Source organism: Bacteroidota bacterium, assembly GCA_005882315.1.
In the GTDB taxonomy this organism is placed as follows: Bacteria; Bacteroidota; Bacteroidia; order Chitinophagales; family Chitinophagaceae; genus VBAR01.
In genome coordinates, this window is the sequence record VBAR01000001.1 from 1,265,711 (window position 1) to 1,281,495 (window position 15,785).

17 protein-coding genes are annotated in these 15,785 nt (G+C 38.2%); 9 read left to right on the top strand and 8 right to left on the bottom strand.

Annotated features, from left to right (window positions below):
• From polA to E6H07_05250, 6 genes are all read left to right on the top strand, one after another.
• Nucleotides 1-2,847: a DNA polymerase I gene (gene polA / locus E6H07_05225; GenBank protein ID TMI65324.1), complete on the top strand. Its 2,847-nt coding sequence runs from the start codon at nucleotides 1-3 to the stop codon at nucleotides 2,845-2,847.
• Between the two features lie 5 nt (nucleotides 2,848-2,852).
• On the top strand, nucleotides 2,853-3,230 hold the full coding sequence (locus E6H07_05230; protein ID TMI65325.1) for a group III truncated hemoglobin: 378 nt from the start codon (nucleotides 2,853-2,855) through the stop codon (nucleotides 3,228-3,230).
• Between the two features lie 90 nt (nucleotides 3,231-3,320).
• On the top strand, nucleotides 3,321-3,761 hold the full coding sequence (locus tag E6H07_05235; protein ID TMI65326.1) for a DUF1579 domain-containing protein: 441 nt from the start codon (nucleotides 3,321-3,323) through the stop codon (nucleotides 3,759-3,761).
• Complete coding sequence (locus E6H07_05240; GenBank protein TMI66470.1) at nucleotides 3,713-3,856, top strand: DUF1579 domain-containing protein; 144 nt, start codon at nucleotides 3,713-3,715, stop codon at nucleotides 3,854-3,856. The genes E6H07_05235 and E6H07_05240 overlap by 49 nt, the downstream gene beginning before the upstream one ends.
• Complete coding sequence (locus tag E6H07_05245) at nucleotides 3,856-3,960, top strand: DUF1579 domain-containing protein (protein ID TMI65327.1); 105 nt, start codon at nucleotides 3,856-3,858, stop codon at nucleotides 3,958-3,960. The genes E6H07_05240 and E6H07_05245 overlap by 1 nt, the downstream gene beginning before the upstream one ends.
• Before the next feature lie 20 nt (nucleotides 3,961-3,980).
• Nucleotides 3,981-4,646 carry a DUF1579 domain-containing protein gene (locus E6H07_05250; protein TMI65328.1) on the top strand — a complete coding sequence of 222 codons (666 nt, stop codon included), beginning with the start codon at nucleotides 3,981-3,983 and terminating at the stop codon, nucleotides 4,644-4,646.
• 61 nt (nucleotides 4,647-4,707) lie between these two features.
• On the opposite strand, the gene E6H07_05255 is transcribed toward E6H07_05250, so the two are convergent.
• From E6H07_05255 to E6H07_05285, 7 genes are all read right to left on the bottom strand, one after another.
• On the bottom strand, nucleotides 4,708-5,676 hold the full coding sequence (locus E6H07_05255) for a sulfurtransferase (GenBank protein TMI65329.1): 969 nt from the start codon (nucleotides 5,674-5,676) through the stop codon (nucleotides 4,708-4,710).
• Nucleotides 5,677-5,698: 22 nt separating this feature from the next.
• Nucleotides 5,699-6,223, bottom strand: coding sequence for a DinB family protein (locus E6H07_05260; protein ID TMI65330.1), 525 nt, complete (start codon nucleotides 6,221-6,223; stop codon nucleotides 5,699-5,701).
• Nucleotides 6,220-6,579 (bottom strand): TfoX/Sxy family protein, encoded by a 360-nt coding sequence (locus E6H07_05265; GenBank protein TMI65331.1) that lies wholly within the window; start codon nucleotides 6,577-6,579, stop codon nucleotides 6,220-6,222. The genes E6H07_05260 and E6H07_05265 overlap by 4 nt, the downstream gene beginning before the upstream one ends.
• 4 nt (nucleotides 6,580-6,583) lie before the next feature.
• Entirely contained in the window at nucleotides 6,584-6,970 is a 387-nt protein-coding gene (locus E6H07_05270) for a VOC family protein (protein ID TMI65332.1), read from the bottom strand.
• Nucleotides 6,971-7,006: 36 nt separating this feature from the next.
• Nucleotides 7,007-8,110, bottom strand: coding sequence for a DUF2911 domain-containing protein (locus E6H07_05275; protein ID TMI65333.1), 1,104 nt, complete (start codon nucleotides 8,108-8,110; stop codon nucleotides 7,007-7,009).
• 301 nt (nucleotides 8,111-8,411) lie between these two features.
• A complete protein-coding gene (locus E6H07_05280) occupies nucleotides 8,412-8,927 on the bottom strand; it encodes a hypothetical protein (GenBank protein ID TMI65334.1) in 516 nt (171 codons plus the stop codon).
• Between the two features lie 197 nt (nucleotides 8,928-9,124).
• Nucleotides 9,125-9,541: a hypothetical protein gene (locus E6H07_05285; GenBank protein TMI65335.1), complete on the bottom strand. Its 417-nt coding sequence runs from the start codon at nucleotides 9,539-9,541 to the stop codon at nucleotides 9,125-9,127.
• Nucleotides 9,542-9,693: 152 nt separating this feature from the next.
• Between E6H07_05285 and E6H07_05290 the strand changes: the two genes are divergently transcribed.
• Nucleotides 9,694-10,788, top strand: coding sequence for an amidohydrolase (locus E6H07_05290; GenBank protein ID TMI65336.1), 1,095 nt, complete (start codon nucleotides 9,694-9,696; stop codon nucleotides 10,786-10,788).
• Nucleotides 10,789-11,088: 300 nt separating this feature from the next.
• Nucleotides 11,089-13,428: a DUF2330 domain-containing protein gene (locus E6H07_05295; GenBank protein TMI65337.1), complete on the top strand. Its 2,340-nt coding sequence runs from the start codon at nucleotides 11,089-11,091 to the stop codon at nucleotides 13,426-13,428.
• A 54-nt stretch (nucleotides 13,429-13,482) separates the two neighbouring features.
• On the opposite strand, the gene E6H07_05300 is transcribed toward E6H07_05295, so the two are convergent.
• Nucleotides 13,483-15,084 (bottom strand): hypothetical protein, encoded by a 1,602-nt coding sequence (locus tag E6H07_05300; protein ID TMI65338.1) that lies wholly within the window; start codon nucleotides 15,082-15,084, stop codon nucleotides 13,483-13,485.
• 128 nt (nucleotides 15,085-15,212) lie between these two features.
• On the opposite strand from E6H07_05300, the gene E6H07_05305 reads away from it, so the two are divergent.
• Nucleotides 15,213-15,740 (top strand): hypothetical protein, encoded by a 528-nt coding sequence (locus E6H07_05305; GenBank protein ID TMI65339.1) that lies wholly within the window; start codon nucleotides 15,213-15,215, stop codon nucleotides 15,738-15,740.
• The last annotated feature ends 45 nt before the right edge of the window (nucleotides 15,741-15,785 follow it).

A 15,785-nucleotide genomic window follows, 5' to 3' on the forward strand; every position in this document is an offset into this window, starting at 1 on the left:
ATGGCTGAAAAAAAACTATTCCTGCTCGATGCATTCGCTCTTGTATTCAGAGCCTATTATGCACTCATCCGCAATCCGCGGGTCACTTCAAAAGGTAAAAACACAAATGCCCAGTTTGGTTTCACCAATACATTGGTGGAGCTAATGAACAAACAAAAGCCCACGCATATGGCTGTTTGTTTCGACACTTCTGCGCCAACCGAAAGACATACTGATTTTGCCGATTATAAAGCTAACCGACAAGAAACACCCGAGGACATCAGCGCTGCTGTTCCGGATATTAAAAAGATCATCGAAGGTTTTAATATTCCTGTCGTTGCCATTGATGGCTATGAGGCCGACGATGTAATTGGTACATTAAGCAAGCAAGCTGAAAAAGCCGGGTATGAAGTATACATGGTTACCCCTGATAAAGACTACGGTCAATTGGTTTCAAAAAAAGTGAAAATATATAAACCAGCTTACCAGGGAGGTGATGTAGAAATAATGGGGCCAGAAGAAGTATGTGCCAAATGGAACATACAACGGGTGGACCAGGTAATTGACATACTCGCAATGATGGGTGATGCAGTTGATAATATTCCTGGAATACCGGGGGTAGGAGAAAAAACCGCTGCAAAATTTTTAGCAGAATATGGAACAGTGGAAAATACTTTAGCAAATGCAGAGAATATAAAGGGCGCCATGGGTGAAAAAGTAAAGAAAGGAAAGGAGATGGCCATACTTTCAAAAAAACTGGCAACTATCATTACCAACGTGCCGGTTGAATTTCATGAAGGAGATTTTAAAGTAAAGGAATGGCATAAAGAAAAACTTAAAGAAGTATTTACAGAACTTGAATTTAAAACGCTGGGCAAAAGATTGCTGGGAGATGATTTTTCATTTGCATCTACCAACAATGATTTTATCAAGAAAGAACAACCACAGGGTGTACAAACGGATCTATTCGGAAATATTATTGAACAACCAAAGCAAACCATACCCGTACCAAAAGATAATGAATCAGAAGGCGGGATGACGGTTGATAAAAGTATAAATAACACCGAACATACATACGAAGCGGTAACAACTGACGCTGCTATTAAAAAACTCGTTGCCGAATTAAAAAAACAGAATGAAATATGTTTTGATACTGAAACCACCGGCATTGATGCCAATGTAGCTGAGCTTGTTGGTCTAAGTTTCTCTATAAAACCTGGTGAGGCCTGGTATATACCCTGCCCGGCCGATCAGAAAAAAACAAAAGAAATACTTTCTCATTTCGAATCCCTATTTGCTGATAAGAAAAAAACGTGGATTGGTCAGAACATCAAGTACGATATGCTGTTGCTGAAATGGTATGGAATTGAAATAACCGGCAATTTGTTTGACACGATGCTTGCGCATTATGTAATAGAACCCGACGGCAAAAGAAGTATGGATGATCTCAGTGCAAAATATTTGGGATATGAGCCGGTGCATATTGAAGAGTTGATCGGAAAAAAAGGAAAGGCACAAGGAAGTATGCGGGATGTAGAACTGGAAAAAATTAAGGACTATGCTGCTGAAGATGCCGACATCACTTTACAACTTAAACATATTTTTCTGCCGCTTTTAAAGACAAAAGAAGTGGAGAAAGTTTTTTACGAAGTAGAAAATCCATTGGTGAAAGTGCTGACCGATATGGAATATGAGGGAATAAGAATTGATGAGGATTTTCTGAATGATTACTCAAAAGAACTGGAGAAAGATGCAAAGAAAGCTGAGGAAAGTGTTTATAAGCAAGCCGGCGTTCGTTTCAATCTTGCTTCACCCAAACAATTAGGTGAAGTATTATTTGATAAACTGAAACTGGACCCATCAGCCAAGAAAACAAAAACAGGCCAGTATCAAACGGGAGAAGATGTATTACTGAAACTGGCAGCTAAAGGTCACCAGATCGTTGACGATATTCTTGCATTCAGGGAATTAACCAAACTCAAATCAACCTATGTTGATTCACTTCCGCTGCTGATAAATAAAAAAACGGGAAGGGTACATACAACATACGGACAAGCTGTTGCTGTTACAGGACGTTTGGCAAGTAATAACCCCAACCTGCAAAATATTCCCGTAAGAACAGATAGAGGTAAAGAAATAAGAAAAGCATTTATACCAAGAGATAGCAAACACATTCTTCTTTCTGCTGACTATTCGCAAATTGAATTAAGAATTGTTGCTGCCATCAGCGGTGATAAAAACATGTGTGAAGCGTTCCGTAATGGAACAGATATTCATACTGCAACCGCATCACGGGTTTATAATGTAGCCGAAAAAGATGTAACCAAAGAAATGCGCTATAAAGCCAAGAGTGTAAACTTTGGGATCATTTACGGACAAGGGGCATTCGGGTTGGCAGATAACTTGGGTATTTCAAGAACAGAGGCGAAAGAAATAATTGATAATTATAAAAAGCAATTTCCCGGCATTCAAAAATATATGGATGACACGATCAATTTTGCAAGAGAACATGGATATGTGCAAACGTTAATGGGTAGAAAAAGATGGTTAAGAGATATTAACTCCGCCAATTTCACCGTTCGGGGTTTTGCAGAAAGAAATGCCATCAACTCACCTATACAAGGAACGGCTGCGGATATGATCAAACTGGCAATGCAGAAAGTACATGCAGCAATGAAAAAAGAAAAAATGCAAAGCCGGATGATCTTGCAGGTACATGATGAATTGGTTTTTGATGCATTAAAATCAGAGGCAAAAGAATTGAAACCATTGATCATTGAATGTATGGAAGCAGCAATGCCGCTGCCACATAAAGTGCCGGTAACAGCCGAATGTGGCGAAGGAAAAAGCTGGCTGGAAGCACATTAAATAAAATGAAAAAGGATATTTCCTCAAGAGAAGATCTGCTTTTATTGGTTACACGGTTTTATGAAAAACTGTTAAGCGATCCTTCAATCAGTTATCTTTTTACAGATATAGCTAAAATAAATCTTGAGCACCACCTGCCCGAACTTGTTGATTTTTGGGACAGCGTATTGTTTAGCTCGGATACTTACAGGAAAAATACCATGCAGCCACATATCGATCTTCACCGGCAAGCACCCATTCAAAAGCATCATTTTGAAACTTGGCTCCGCTATTTTAAGGAAACAGTGGATGAACTATTTGAAGGAGATAAAGCTTTTCTTGCTAAAGAAAAGGCTACAAGCATCGCAACTGTCATGCAAATCAAATTGTTTCAGTTTTCCTGATTCCGTTTGTCCTGAAAATTTCTCAGTTCATCGGGAAATAATTTTTTGGGAAACGGGACTATTTGTACCTTTTCCTTCCTAAAAATTTTTATGAAACGGGCATTCCTGACTATCTGCACTGCTGCTATTCTTTTTGCCTGCAATGATGAAAAGAAAAGCGAAGAAAACAAACCAGCTGAAACGACTGCCGCAACAGAAAGCAAAACCGAAACCGCTCCGCAAATAGATCCTGCGGCAATGAACAAAGCGATGGAAGATTTTGCAAAACCCGGAAAAATGCACGAATGGCTGGCATCTTTTAATGGAGCATGGGATGCGACAGTAATCGGTTATATGGATCCCTCTAAACCGGACACATCAAAAGTTTCACAAACATATTCAATGACATTAAATGGCCTTTACCAGGAAGGAAAGCTTGCCGGAAACATGATGGGCATGCCATTTGAAGGAAAAAGCCTGACGGGTTTTGATAATTCAAAAAAATATTTGTATCAACATGGATTGATAATCTTGGTTCGGGGATTATTGTAATGACAGGATCTTATGATGAAGCAACAAAAACACTAAACCTGAAAGGAACCCAGTCAAATCCTGTAACCGGAAAGATAGCGGAATACGAGAAGTAATGAAAATGATAGATAATAACACCTACACACTTGAAATGTATGGCGATGGTTATGATGGAAAAGAAGTAAAATTCATGGAAGGCACATTCAAAAGAAAAAAGTAAAACCTTAAATCAACTTTTATATGAAACAGAAAACCTTAATTCTTTGCGCAGCTACCGCATTTTTATTTGCTTGTAATGATGAAAAAGCAAGCGATTCAAAAAGCGAAACCACTTCCGATAAAGCATCGGAAGAAGTTAAAGAAGAACCCAAAGAGAAAGCATGGATCCCCATTGACTCTGCCGCAGCCATGAATGCCATGATGGCCGCTGGAGCATTGGGGGAAGAACATAAAATGCTTGCCAAATCAAATGGTAAATGGACAGCCGAGATGACCTATTGGGATGGTATAGACAGACCGGCCAATAAAATGACCGGTACACAGGTTACGAAGTCGATATTAGATGGACATTTCCAACAGTCAACATTTTCCGGGGATTTTATGGGAATGCCTTTTAATGGAATTTCTACAGTGGGATATGATAACATTACGAAAGAAATTGTTTCTACCTGGATTGAAAATATGAATACAAGCATGATGGTTATGAGAGGAAAGTGGGATGCTGCTACTAAAACTATTAATCTTACTGGTAAACAAAAAAACCCTGTCAATGGTCTTGAGTGTACTTTGAGACAGGTATATAAAATAGTGGATGATAATAATGAGAAGATGGAAATGTATGGTCCTGATCCAAAAACAGGAAAGGAATTTAAAATGATGGAAATAAAATATACAAGGAAGAAATAAAGATTATAATAAAAGAAAACTCCGAAATTTCTTCGGAGTTTTTTATTTCTTGAAATGGATTCTAATCATTCTTTGTTTTTTCCATTGGCATTTTTTCATCGCGGCTCCACTCCTGCATACTGCCATCATACAGTTTCATTTTGTAACCTAATGAACGGCCAACCAAATAATCCACACTGGCGGTTTGACCGATAAAGCAATACACAACAAGTTCTTTGTTTTTATCAGGTACTACAGAAGTAAAATTTTTCTCCAATACCTCTCTTGGTTTAATTGAATTGGTTGAATCAACCATATCCGGGTAAGGAATATTTTTAGCGCCGGTGATATGACCATCTCTTGGATTACCTGTTGGATCGCCATCATACCAGCGTTTCATCCTTGCATCAATTACTTCTGATGATTTTGCCTGCAAAGCATTTTGTACATAATCTTTAGTTACCAGCAAACCATTATCACTTGCTGTAAAATTTCCTTTTTTAAAATCGGATGGTTTATTGGTTACCGGGTAGCCAGCTCTTTTCCATGCCTCTAATCCACCATTTAAAAAAGATACCTGTCCCCTCAGTCCATAATGTTCTAATGATAAAAACATCCGGGAAGCAATTGTTACATCCCCACCTCTGTGACATATCACAACTTTTGAATTTTTATTAATGCCCAGCTCCTGCAGCACTTTAGTCGCTGTTTTTGCATCAGCAGAAACCATATTTGCTTCCGGCGTATTGAAAGCAAGCCACTCAGGCCACAGAAAACGGGAACCCTCAATATGCTCACGGTCATAATCTGATTTTACAACAAAGCCGGTATATAAAACTACCAGGTCAGGATCTTTTAAATTTTCATTTACCCATTGCGGTGAAACAAGCACCGGCTGCTGCGCTTTTGATATAAAGCAAATAAGCAGGAACATTGTTGGGAATAATATCTTTTTCATACAAAGTTTTTTAATTGATTCATTAACAAGGTAAGCGTTGACCGTATACCTGCATGAAGCAGATTGAATCCGGAATGAAAAATTAGAAAGCATAGTATTTGGCGTTGGTGATAAATCAGAAACTAAGTATCCTGAAAAACTCAGGCCATGGCCCCATCTCTTCTTTGTATTGTTTGGCCATTACCCTTGTTATTTGTGCAATATGTGTTAGGTCATGTACCACCCACGTTGATAATAGGTTTCGCAACGCTACTTCTCCCAATTTCGGGTGCATTCCTTTTTTGTCAAGATCCGCTTCCGCCAACTTCAAAGACTTTAGCCAATTTACGTTTTCGAGTCTTACTTTTTCAAATTCATCAAGTAACTGAGACAATGTTTTTCCTTTGCTTTCTTCAAACTGTGCAAACCGGTCCCAGGGTATAAATGGTTTTGATAAACCAAACTCCACAATGATTTTTGTTCGTGCAGCCCAGTCTGTTTTCTCGCCATGGATCAAATGTCCCACTACATCATAAGGCGAAAATGTTTCAGGCCCTTCATTATTTATTATCCAATCTTCATCAAGATCGTTGAGTAATTTTTTCAGAACAATCGGTGTTCTTTCAAGTATTTGATAAGATTTGTTTAAATCGAATTTCATTTCTTTTTCTTTGTTGGTTTCTTCTTACTTGCTCTTGCAATTTTATTATACTCTAATGCAAGGGTCACCCAGTACTCAAGTTTCTTTTTTGTTGTTAAAACGTCTGCATCAACAAATACAAACCCCTTCATTATTCTTCCGGTAAAATCCATTGGTTTGCAACCTTCTTTTTCAATCACTTCTTCATATTTGGCAGGATCAAGCCTAACCATTAGCCTTTCTTTTTCTACACCGACACACATTTTATCGTTTACCATAAAGCATAATCCTCCGAACATGGCTTTCTCCTCCACATTTTTATGTGTAAGAGAGATCAACTCTCTTGTCATGTCAGCTAGCTTTTCATTGTACGCCATAAAATTATTTTTGAGGTACTGAATGCAAACCAATGCGGTTTCCTTCCGTATCAAAAATAACAGCCATATAACCATACTCCGGGCTGATCTCTGTTTTTGGAACCATGATCTTTCCTCCGGCAGCTTCTACTCTATCCAATACAATTTGCACATCAGGGTTTCCATTCAGGTAGATCAATGGGCCATCGGTACCGGAAGGTTTGTGAAAACCACCACTATCAACCAATGCACCACCTACCTGTGTCATCATATCATTCAAAGGAAACATCCGCATTTTAATATTAGGCAGATCAAGCGGATTAAGTTTGATATTAAAAATTGTCTCGTAAAATTTTGTTGCCCTGTCAAGATCTGTAGTTCCAATCTCGAACCAACTGATTGCATTGTTCATATTGAATTGATTTAGTTATTGAGGTTGATATAAATCTTACTGGTTAATATCTTTCCCTTCTTTCAGCTTTGCAATATTTGCGCTGATAGCAGCTTTTTGTGGTTCGGGAGATTGTGCCAAAGCCTTCTCAGCATATTCAATTGCTTTATTAAAATCTCCTTTTGCAGAGTAATAAGACATGAACCCCGCATTTACAGTAAGCACATCACCGTTCTTTTTTTGATTTGCATTAAAAATTTCTAATGATCTGTCCAATCTCTTTGCAGTTATCATATTCCTGCCAGCAGCCATATACTGGTTAGTGTTGGCAAACACTAACGCTTCGTTCATTGCAGAATCCGCCTGTGGCAGTTTATTATTTTTTGCATACGCATTACTCAATATGCTTAGTGTTGGAAAGCTTTTAAGTCCTGATGCACGTTGTGCCCACGCCAACGCTTCTTCAAGATTGATATTTTTATTTAAACAAAAGTTTGCAGCTGCAATAAGGTTTTGTTGGGTAAATCCTTTCTGACTTGTTACTTCATCACGCAGTTTTGCAATTACGATATTGTCAACATCTACATCTACCTTAAATGGAAAAGAAAGATATTCCCATTGCAATGCAATTACACAGTATTTTTCCCTTTGCTCAATGAATTCATACTTCAACCATTCTACGCATTTATCCAGCTTCACAGGTTTAATATCTACCCGCAGTGCATCGAATTTTTCATCGTAAAAAAAGCTACCCCACGAGCCCGATTGATTAGAGAAAATAACAGTTGCTTTATCCGGCCATACCGCCATATGCAAACCATAAGTGCCCGCTTTAAGATCTTTACCTTCCACTTTCACATCATGTTCAAATGTAATGATCGTATTTTCATTGGCTCCTGCACGCCAGGGCTGAGTGTTTTTGTTGGTGTTTAAGTTGACGGTAGTAAACCCGTACGAAACAGGAAAATTGGCGCCATCACCAAATAGCTTTCCTTCCCGTTTATTTACATCAGGTCTTGAATACTTGATAGTAATGGAAGTGATACCGACTTCTTCGGAAACAGTTGCCCTTGGGTTACCACCACTAGGGGGTAGATCCATCTGGGCATTTATAGCAATGCTTAAGGAGAATAAAGCAACAGTAAGATTCAGCTTTTTCATGTTTTTATATTTTAGTGTTGTGTAAAATTATTTTGCGATGCGGAGGAATATCAGATTTCCAGATCTTACGATAGAGTTTCCATTTACCATCTTCTTGTTTGCCGGATGTGTATGATCGACATGATAGCAGGGAAATATGACAGCAATACAAGCTGCCAAAATTATTGATCTCATGTTTTGGTTGCTTTGATTTCCTTAAAGGTCAGAAAACTCCGGGAGTATTATTCACCGTTTATCACGGCAATTGGTCTTTTAAACGGTTTCCGGCAATTAATTGTAAAACGATCGAAATAAAGGAGCTTTATTTTTTTCTTCTGTATTCCAGGTCATATTCTGTGGTCCATGTTTTTCCATCATCATCACTGCGTTCACCCAACTGCCGGACCTTATCATTACTGAGTTTTGTAAAAGTGAGTTTTCTCATAAATACTTTTCCTTTGGGGCCAACGACCTTATCGGCATAATACACAATTTTACCGTCTGCTCCTTCTCCTCTTAAAAACTCTGTTGTATTGCCAGTATTATCAACCCATGTCTGTTGCCATTGTTTGGTAGCAACATTGTACATATTAAAACTCTTACCAGAGAAAATCAACCCTTGTTGTGAACCGGCACTTGTCCATTCTTCAAGTATCACACAACTGTCAAGTATGATGCTGATCTTACTATCGCCACCTTTAGTTCCATTTGGTGCAAATGCCTCCCAATTACCAACCCAAAAATCAAACTGGCGAAAGACAGGAAGCGAACAAGGTTTTTGTGCTACGAGAGATTGAACAGTAATAATGACGGCAATAGCAAAAGCAATCTTTTTCATAAGCAAACTGTTTCATCCAAGACCTGTTTTCTGTCAATTTTGTTGTTTGGCTTATCCCTTAATGTTTCCGCTTATCAGGAAGATGTGTTGGTGTTGTCAGCCTGCAATGTATCAGTTTTTAAAGAATGGATGGGGCAATAAAAGCCGCTCTGCAAAAGCAGAACGGCGTAATGTATAGCCATTAAACTACGAAAAGATTAATTAGTATTTCGGTTACCGCCGCCGCCACCACCACGGCGCATAGTGGGCTCAATAGAATCTTTCCAGATCTTAAATTGTTCTTCTGTCAACACAGCTTTGATAATATCATTTTTTGCATTATCCCATTTTTGTCTTTCAGCCATCATTGTTTCCCTGTCAACAGTACCGGGACCACCAGCCATCATCTCCTGCATTTTTTTATCCTGGTTGCGGTGTAGCGTATTTAAAGCAGAGTCAAGTATCGCAAAGGTCTTAGCCTCCAGTTTAAAAGCACTATCCAGTTTAAAGTGAATAGCAGCTGTCCTTTCTTCAGGGGTACGGCGTTGAAAACCACCACCGCCACCACCTTGCGCTGACGCAATCGTAGTTGCTCCCATTACAAGGGCAAGCATTATTAGAAATCTTTGTTGCATTCTTTTAATTTTTAAGTTGAGTTATTAATAACAAATTTTAGACGTTTTGCGTTGTAAAAACCTTCGATACTCATAAAAAAGGCCAGAAATTGATTTCAGGCAAGCTATTTCTTATCAATATCATTAGCTTAGGCCCTTAAATCGTTTAAATAATGCAAAGAATTCTTACTGTTTTAATAGCATCCGCCATTAGTGTTATATCCCGCGGGCAAGCAAATGAGAAAATGGATTTTGAGAAATATAATCCCAAGTCAACTCTGGTAGTTCCGGAACATAAATTAACAAAAGCTAAATTTCCATTTATAGATGTACACAACCATCAGTATAGTATGCCGACGCAAAACCTCACAACACTGATTACCGAGATGGATAAGCTGAATATGAAAGTGATGGTGAACCTGAGCGGTCAGAGTGGAAACAGCATTGTTCAATCGGCGAAAAATATAAAAGATAACTATCCAAAACGATTTATCGTTTTTGCAAATGTTAATTTCAATAGAGTGGGTGAAGAAGGCTGGGGTGAAAAAGCAGCAGCTCAATTAGAAACAGATGTAAAGAATGGGGCGAATGGTCTAAAGATCTACAAAAGCCTTGGAATGACTGAAAAGGACATTACTGGAAAACGTATTCCTGTTGATGACCCACGGCTTGACCCTGTTTGGAAAAAAGCAGGAGAATTAAAAATACCTGTACTTATTCATACAGCCGATCCAAAATCTTTCTGGGACCCGATGGATGAAAACAATGAACGCTGGCTTGAGTTGGCAACAAAACCAGGAAGAAAAAAGAACGGTGATGCAGATACTGTTTCATGGCAGCAATTGATAGATGAACAACACCGCATGTTTAAAAAACATCCGAACACAACATTTATCAATGCACATTTCGGTTGGCATCCGAACAATCTTCCAAAGCTCGGGCAACTGATGGATGAAATGAAAAACATGTATGTAGAGTTTGGCGCCGTGATTGCTGAACTTGGAAGACAACCACGAGAAGCAAAAAAGTTTTTTGAAAAATACCAGGACAGGATCTTATTTGGGAAAGACAGCTGGGTACCGGAAGAATATGCCACCTATTTCCGTGTGCTGGAAACAGAGGATGAATATTTTCCTTATCATAAAAAATATCATGCTTTCTGGGCTATGTATGGAATGGGCTTGCCTGATAACATTCTGAAAAAGGTATACTACAAAAATGCTTTGAAGATCATTCCGAATATTGATAAATCACAGTTTCCGGATTAAAAACGGGCCGGGTTAGTTGTAATTATTCATAACTGCTAACCCGCATTTTCTTGCCTTCATTTACAAAGACTTTGCCTTTTTCTTTAATGGTGGATGATTGAGAAGCTTCATCACTCAATAATTTGTCCATATACTTTTTTACAGTATCTGCATTCGCTGTCTCAGCTGAACCACTAATAATGGCCTCTGTTGCGTAAGAAACCGGTAAAAAACTTTGTTAAATGAGATCCCCAAACTTTTTCCCGGAAATGCGTATGTAATTATCTGTTTGGGGACATCCTATGAGGCAAACGACACCTTATGCGGCCAACAAAGCTTAGCCTCGACCCCCGCTGGTTCCAGGTAATTTTCCAGGCAATTTTTCTGTCCTATGGTATTTTTTTTCTGAGCTGGAATGCAGACTGGCTCCATTATATCATCAGCATCGGTGGCTGTTTAATGTTTCAATACAGTGCCGATTCGATCAAAGCAAAACGTTTTTTACGAATAAATGAATTTGACCGTTGGGGTTTCAGTGTCCTGATCAGTGCGATGAGTTTGTGTTTATTACTTAAAACAAATTACTGGTATATCAGTTTACTTGCTGCTTTTTTAACGGTTACTTCAAAGTATATTTTCAGATTTAATCACAAACATCTTTTCAACCCTTCAGCATTTGGGATCATTGCAGTAATGCTTCTTACAAAAGAAGCGTGGCTGAGCCCGGGACAGTGGGGAAGTAATACCGTTATTTTCTTTGGTGTAATAACACTCGGTACAATTGTAGTAACCCGTGTTCAGAAACTTGATATTTCATTGGCGTTCCTGCTTACGTTTATCGGCTTACTTTATTGGCGGCAGGTTTATGTGCTCGGCTGGCCAATGGATCATTTCCTGCATTCAATAAGTACTGGCAGCTTATTACTATTTACATTTTTTATGATCAGCGATCCCCGCACTTCGCCCAATCACCCGGTAGCAAGAATACTTTGGGCCATGTTGATTGCAGTAGTTGCATTTTATCTCGCCGCTTTTAAATGGAAGTATAACACAGTGATCTGGGTACTGGTTGCAGCAGCTCCGCTTGTTCCATTACTGGATGCAGTTTTTAAATCAAAGGAATTTAAATGGACGACAACAACTCTTTCTTTTAATCTTATTTATAAACTCAAACAAATAGTCATGAAACCAATTTTGAAAAAAGGAGCCGCTGCTATTATTCTTATGGCAATGATCAGCCATGAAGCCGCTGCGTTTTGCGGATTTTATGTAAGCAAGGCCGACGGCACATTAAAAAACAAAACATCCCAGGTAATTATTGTGCGGGATGGTAACCGGAATGTGATCACTATGTACAATGATTTTAAAGGCAACCTGAAAGATTTTGCCATGGTCGTGCCGGTGCCGGTTGTCTTACAGAAAAAAGATATTAAAGTAGTAGAGCAATCCATTTTTAATACACTGAATGAATATAGTAAACCGAGATTGGTTGAATATTACGACCAGAATCCATGCGACCAGCGGGAGTATTACAAATCAATGCGGGACTCGCAGGGTGCAATGAGCGAGGTTGTGGTTACTGCTAACGGAATTAAGAAAAAGCAAGAAACTGTAAAAATTGAAGCAAGGTATTTAGTAGGAGAATATGATATATTAATCCTCTCTGCAAAAGAATCAACAGGATTAAAAACATGGCTGGATGAGAATGGTTATAAAATACCGGATGGTGCAGAAGAAGTGCTTGAACCTTATATAAAAAGCAACCTGAAGTTTTTTGTAGTGAAAGTGAATGAAGCAGAAAAGAAAAAATTACCCGGTAATTTTTTGCGTCCCATTCAGATCAGTTTTTCTTCTCCCAAATTTATGTTGCCCATCCGCCTCGGCATGGCTAATGCGGATGGCGACCAGGATATGATCGTATATGCGTTTACAAAAAAAGGCAGAATAGAAGCTACGAATTACAGAACCATTTCATTGCCTACCGGTAAAAATGTTCCGTTGTTTGTAAAAAACAATTTTGGCAACTTTTATGCAAATCTTTTTCAGCACCAATGGGATAAAGAAGGCAAAGCGTTGGCAATGCTTGAGTATGCATGGGATGTAAGCCCGAAGAATTATGTGAAATGTGATCCTTGTGTTGCAACCGCACCATCAACGCAAGATTTAGTACAAGCTGGCGTTTGGTGGATCAACCGTGATTGGAATGATTATGGAGATGTGGACCAGCAGGAAGAAGATTATTCAGACAAAGTTTACTTCACAAGACTGCATGTTCGCTATAACCGCAAATCATTTCCACAAGACCTGATGTTCCAGGTAACACCCAATATAGAGAATTACCAGGCAAGATATGTTATTACACATCCGGCTACAGGTGATTTCGCTTGTGATGCAGGAAAGAAATACTTAAAAGAACTGAAACAGCGCCGTGCTGATGAAATGGAAATGCTTACTTATTTAACAGGTAAAAACTATAGCGATTGGGATGTAGTGATTGAAGAACCAGAAGAAAAATATATACCTGTTGAAGCTAAGTATGCAACACTTGCTCCTTTAATAAATGATAAATCGAAGAGAGATAAAGGAGTTTTATACGCGACAATTGGTATTGTTGGATTGATCTCTCTCGCTGGCTTCAGACGAAAAGGAAAAAGTAGTTAACATTTAAGTAGTAGAGCTTGCTTTCGGAAGCTCTACTACTTCCCATGACGAAATTTATTTAGCTTTTGCAAATAATCTTTCTTTCATTTTTTTATCGTGGCCATAAACATCGTCGCGGAAATTTAATTTACCATCCCTGTCAACCCAAGCTGTAAAATAGCCGATAAAAACAGGGATAGGCTCTTTTAAAGTATAATATTGTTCTGTCCCTGCATTCATTGCCTTTGTTATTCTTAATGAATCCCATTTTGGATCATTTCGTAAAAGATATTGTGCAACTCTTTTTGGCTCACTAAGCCGGATACATCCATGGCTAAAAGCTCTTTTGTCTTCATTAAAAAGGCTTTTTGATGGAGTATCGTGCAAATAAATGTTGTACGTATTAGGAAATAAAAATTTAACCTGCCCAAGTGCATTCCATGGTCCCGGTTTTTGTCTTACGCTATTGCCATTCCATTCCATGTGTTGTCTTGCCAAATAATTTTTATTCCTTGCTATTCCGGGCAATATTTCCTTTCTTAAGATTGAGGAGGGAACATTCCAGTAAGGACTAAAAACGACATATTTTAAATTACCTGTAAAGATCACTGTATTGTTCGCTGCACTACCTACCACAACATTTGAGCTCCAGCTATATTTTCCTTTATCATATACATGCAATCGAAACTCCGGTATGTTCACCAACAAATAATCTGTAGATGGCTCTGCAGGCAACCAACGAATGCGTTCCATATTTATTAAAATCTGGTGTAATCGTTCTTCTATAGGCCGGTTCATTTCATTTATCAGCAACATCGTGATAATACCATCTTCTTTGAATCCATAACGTTTCTCAAAACTTTTTACAGCCTCTTCTAATTCCTTTGTAAAAATTACAGTCGTATCTTCTTTGATCATATCGCCTGTTAAAAACAATCTTTTCTTAATTAGTGACAACAACGCCGAGGTATCATTTAATTTATAACTTTTCTTATCTGGTTTTCCAATTGACCAACCACCTTTTTTTTCGATCTCATAATATTTAAGAAGATAGCTCTTTAATAGATCATACTGCCGGTTTACCGGTTCGAGTTCTTTTAAATTTTTACCCTTTCGGGACAATAAAGAATCAAGTAGTGCAGAGGGATCAATTTTTTTCCGTGGAATAAACCAATCTAATTCATGTGCATCAAGTTGATTTCTTCCCTGGTAAGCTCTCCTGGTATAGCGAAAAAATTGCCCGGTCAAAAGCAACTCCGTATTTAATACAATGCTATCGCTAATATCATAATTAAAATTCCCGCTCCACAATGAATCATATAATTTTTCAAATGAATAATTTCTTAAAGTACTGTCCTGCGAATAGCTGATGTACTCTTTATACGCCACATAAAAAGAAGAAGCGTAGTCGGCCATGCCTTCTTTAAAAAACCAGGCAAATTGGTAATTGCGGGCATTATAGAAATTTCGCATTCTTTTCTTAATAGAATCATGAAACTGTTGTTTGCCAATAAATTTTTCCATTTGCAGGCTGTCAAAAAATATCTCGCTGTAGGAAGTTCCTGATTTGATAGAAGTATCCCTTGATGTTGCCGGGGCCTGTGCCTTGTTGCCAGGTTGCTTGCAACTATAACATGTTATTATGATGACTGAGGAAAAAAGGAGTATCTTTTTCATGGTTAATGGTTTCCTTATGATGTAAATTAATTCAAATACAAGAGGTAACGGGAGGTTGAATAAAAAATAAATCGAAAGAGTTTAGTTGCTCTTTTCGGGTTATCTTGCACTCCCAAAATTTTTTAAACATGGAGTACAATAAATTGGTAGCAGTCACGGGTTTGCCCGGCTTGTATGAACTGGTAAGCAGTAAGTCTGATGGTGCAGTGGTACGGTCACTGGATGATGGCAGCACAAAATTTGCTGCTACACGCAGTCATAATTTTTCACACCTGGAAAGCATTGAAATTTATACACAACAGGATAACGTAAATCTTGTGGATATTTTTAATGCCATTGAAAAAGCAGGTGGTTCACTGCCTGACACAAAAGATAATGCAGCACTGACAAAATATTTTCAGAAAGTTTATCCTGAAATGGATTTTGAAAAAGTGTATACCAGCGATATGAAGAAAATGGTGAAATGGTATGAGCAATTAAAAAAACACAATATTGAGATCAAGCTAACTGAAATGCCAGAAGAAGCTGACGAGGAGGTTCTTGAATCAGTACCTGAAGAAAAAGAGAAGCCTAAAAAGACTGCAAAAAAGAAAGAAACTTCTTCTGAAAAAACAGAAAAGGAAGAAAAGCCTAAAAAAGCTGTAAAGAAAAAGTAAACAGGAAATTATAATTAAAAGCTGCGAACACCAAAAAATGCTCGT